Source organism: Marivirga harenae (assembly GCF_030534335.1).
GTDB classification, from domain to species: domain Bacteria; phylum Bacteroidota; class Bacteroidia; order Cytophagales; family Cyclobacteriaceae; genus Marivirga; species Marivirga harenae.
Genome location: NZ_CP130565.1, coordinates 1 through 2,500 on the forward strand (window position 1 = coordinate 1; position 2,500 = coordinate 2,500).

Here is a 2,500-nt window from a genome sequence, read left to right on the forward strand (position 1 = left end):
AAAAAACCCTGATAGAATCATCTATCAGGGTTAAAATAAAAGTTGGCAACGACTTACTCTCCCACCTTTTACGGCAGTACCATCAGCGCTGGTGGGCTTAACTTCTCTGTTCGGAATGGGAAGAGGTGTACCCCACCGCTATAGTCACCATAAAGCGTTAAATATCTTTATGATACGGTAGTATCAGTATTTTATAATTAATCCAATCGTTTTGGGATTAATCAACATGTTAATGTGAAAGAGTCTTAAAGTAAACACAAGACTGTTGAACGGAAAGCTACGGATAATTAGTACTACTCGGCTATGACATCACTGCCTTTACACCTGTAGCCTATCAACCCCATCATCTATAGGGTTCCTTTAAAGAAGTCTCATCTTGAGGCGGGTTTCGCGCTTAGATGCTTTCAGCGCTTATCCCTTCCAAACATAGCTACCCAGCGATGCACCTGGCGGCACAACTGGTACACCAGCGGTTTGTCCAATCCGGTCCTCTCGTACTAAGATCAGGTCCTCTCAAACTTCTAGCGCCCACAACAGATAGAGACCGAACTGTCTCACGACGTTCTGAACCCAGCTCGCGTGCCACTTTAATGGGCGAACAGCCCAACCCTTGGGACCTTCTCCAGCCCCAGGATGTGACGAGCCGACATCGAGGTGCCAAACCTCCCCGTCGATGTGAGCTCTTGGGGGAGATCAGCCTGTTATCCCCAGAGTACCTTTTATCCTTTGAGCGATGGCCCTTCCATGCGGAACCACCGGATCACTATATCCGTCTTTCGACCCTGATCGACTTGTAGGTCTCACAGTCAAGCTCCCTTATGCTATTGCGCTCTGCGCACGGTTACCAAGCGTGCTGAGGGAACCTTTGAAAGCCTCCGTTACTCTTTTGGAGGCGACCACCCCAGTCAAACTACCCACCACACAATGTCTCCCGCTATGCGGGATTAGGCATCAGATAAAATAAGGGTGGTATTTCAACAACGACTCCACCATGCCTGGCGACACAGCTTCGAAGTCTCCCACCTATCCTACACATATTTTACCCAATGTCAATGTGAAGCTATAGTAAAGGTTCATGGGGTCTTTTCGTCCCGTTGCGGGTAAGCGGCATCTTCACCGCTACTACAATTTCACCGAGCTCGTGGCCGAGACAGTGCCCAGATCGTTACACCATTCGTGCAGGTCGGAACTTACCCGACAAGGAATTTCGCTACCTTAGGACCGTTATAGTTACGGCCGCCGTTTACTGGGGCTTCAGTTCAACGCTTCGCAGATAAATCTGCTAACGTCCCCCCTTAACCTTCCAGCACCGGGCAGGTGTCAGGCCTTATACTTCATCTTTCGATTTCGCAAAGCCATGTGTTTTTGTTAAACAGTCGCCTGGGCCTCTTCACTGCGGCCTCATCATCACTGACGAGGCGCCCCTTCTCCCGAAGTTACAGGGCCATTTTGCCTAGTTCCTTAGCCACGGATCACTCGAGCACCTTAGGATTCTCTCCTTGACTACCTGTGTCGGTTTGCGGTACAGGTACCTTATACATATGTTTAGAGGATTTTCTTGGAAGTCTGATTAGGTCCACTATCCACGCTGCCGAAGCGTTGTGGTACTATCAGGTTCAGCTAGTCTTGCGGATTTACCTACAAAACCATTACCTACACCCTTCAACGTACTATTCCGTCAGTACGCGGGACTTTCACTACTCCGTCACCCCATCACTCTATAAGGTAGTACAGGAATATTAACCTGTTATCCATCGACTACGCCTCTCGGCTTCGCCTTAGGACCTGACTAACCCTCAGCTGATTAGCATTGCTGAGGAAACCTTAGTCTATTGGTGTGCTAGTTTCTCACTAGCATTATCGTTACTTATGCCTACATTTGCTTTTCCATCCGCTCCAGCATGGCTGACGCCACACCTTCACCGCAAATGGAATGCTCCCCTACCTCTTATGCCGATAAATCGACACAAGACCATAGCTTCGGTTGTATATTTGATGCCCGATCATTATCGATGCCCTGTCGCTCGACCAGTGAGCTGTTACGCACTCTTTAAATGAATGGCTGCTTCCAAGCCAACATCCTGGCTGTCTAAGCAACTGAACCGCCTTAGTTCAACTTAATATACAATTGGGGACCTTAGCTGATGGTCCGGGTTCTTTCCCTCTCGGACAAGGACCTTAGCACCCTTGCCCTCACTCCCGGGATAATTTGATAGCATTCGGAGTTCATCAGGATTTGGTAGGATTTGACTCCCCCTAGTCCTATTGGTAGCTCTACCTCTATCAAACATCTCCCGAGGCTGTTCCTAAAAACATTTCGGGGAGTACGAGCTATTTCCCAGTTTGATTGGCCTTTCACCCCTACCCACAGTTCATCCAAAGACTTTTCAACGTCAACTGGTTCGGGCCTCCATTCCGTGTTACCGGAACTTCACCCTGACCATGGGTAGATCACAAGGTTTCGCGTCTACTTCCCCTGACTATGTCGCCCTATTCAGAC

At 48.8% G+C, this 2,500-nt stretch carries 2 rRNA genes (1 of these 2 cut by a window edge); both read right to left on the bottom strand.

Annotated elements, in window-relative coordinates:
- Window positions 1-40: 40 nt before the first annotated feature.
- Window positions 41-152: ribosomal RNA gene (gene rrf / locus Q3Y49_RS00005) — 5S ribosomal RNA — on the bottom strand.
- A gap of 116 nt (window positions 153-268) precedes the next feature.
- Window positions 269-2,500, bottom strand: a 23S ribosomal RNA gene (locus tag Q3Y49_RS00010); it runs 672 nt beyond the window's last position.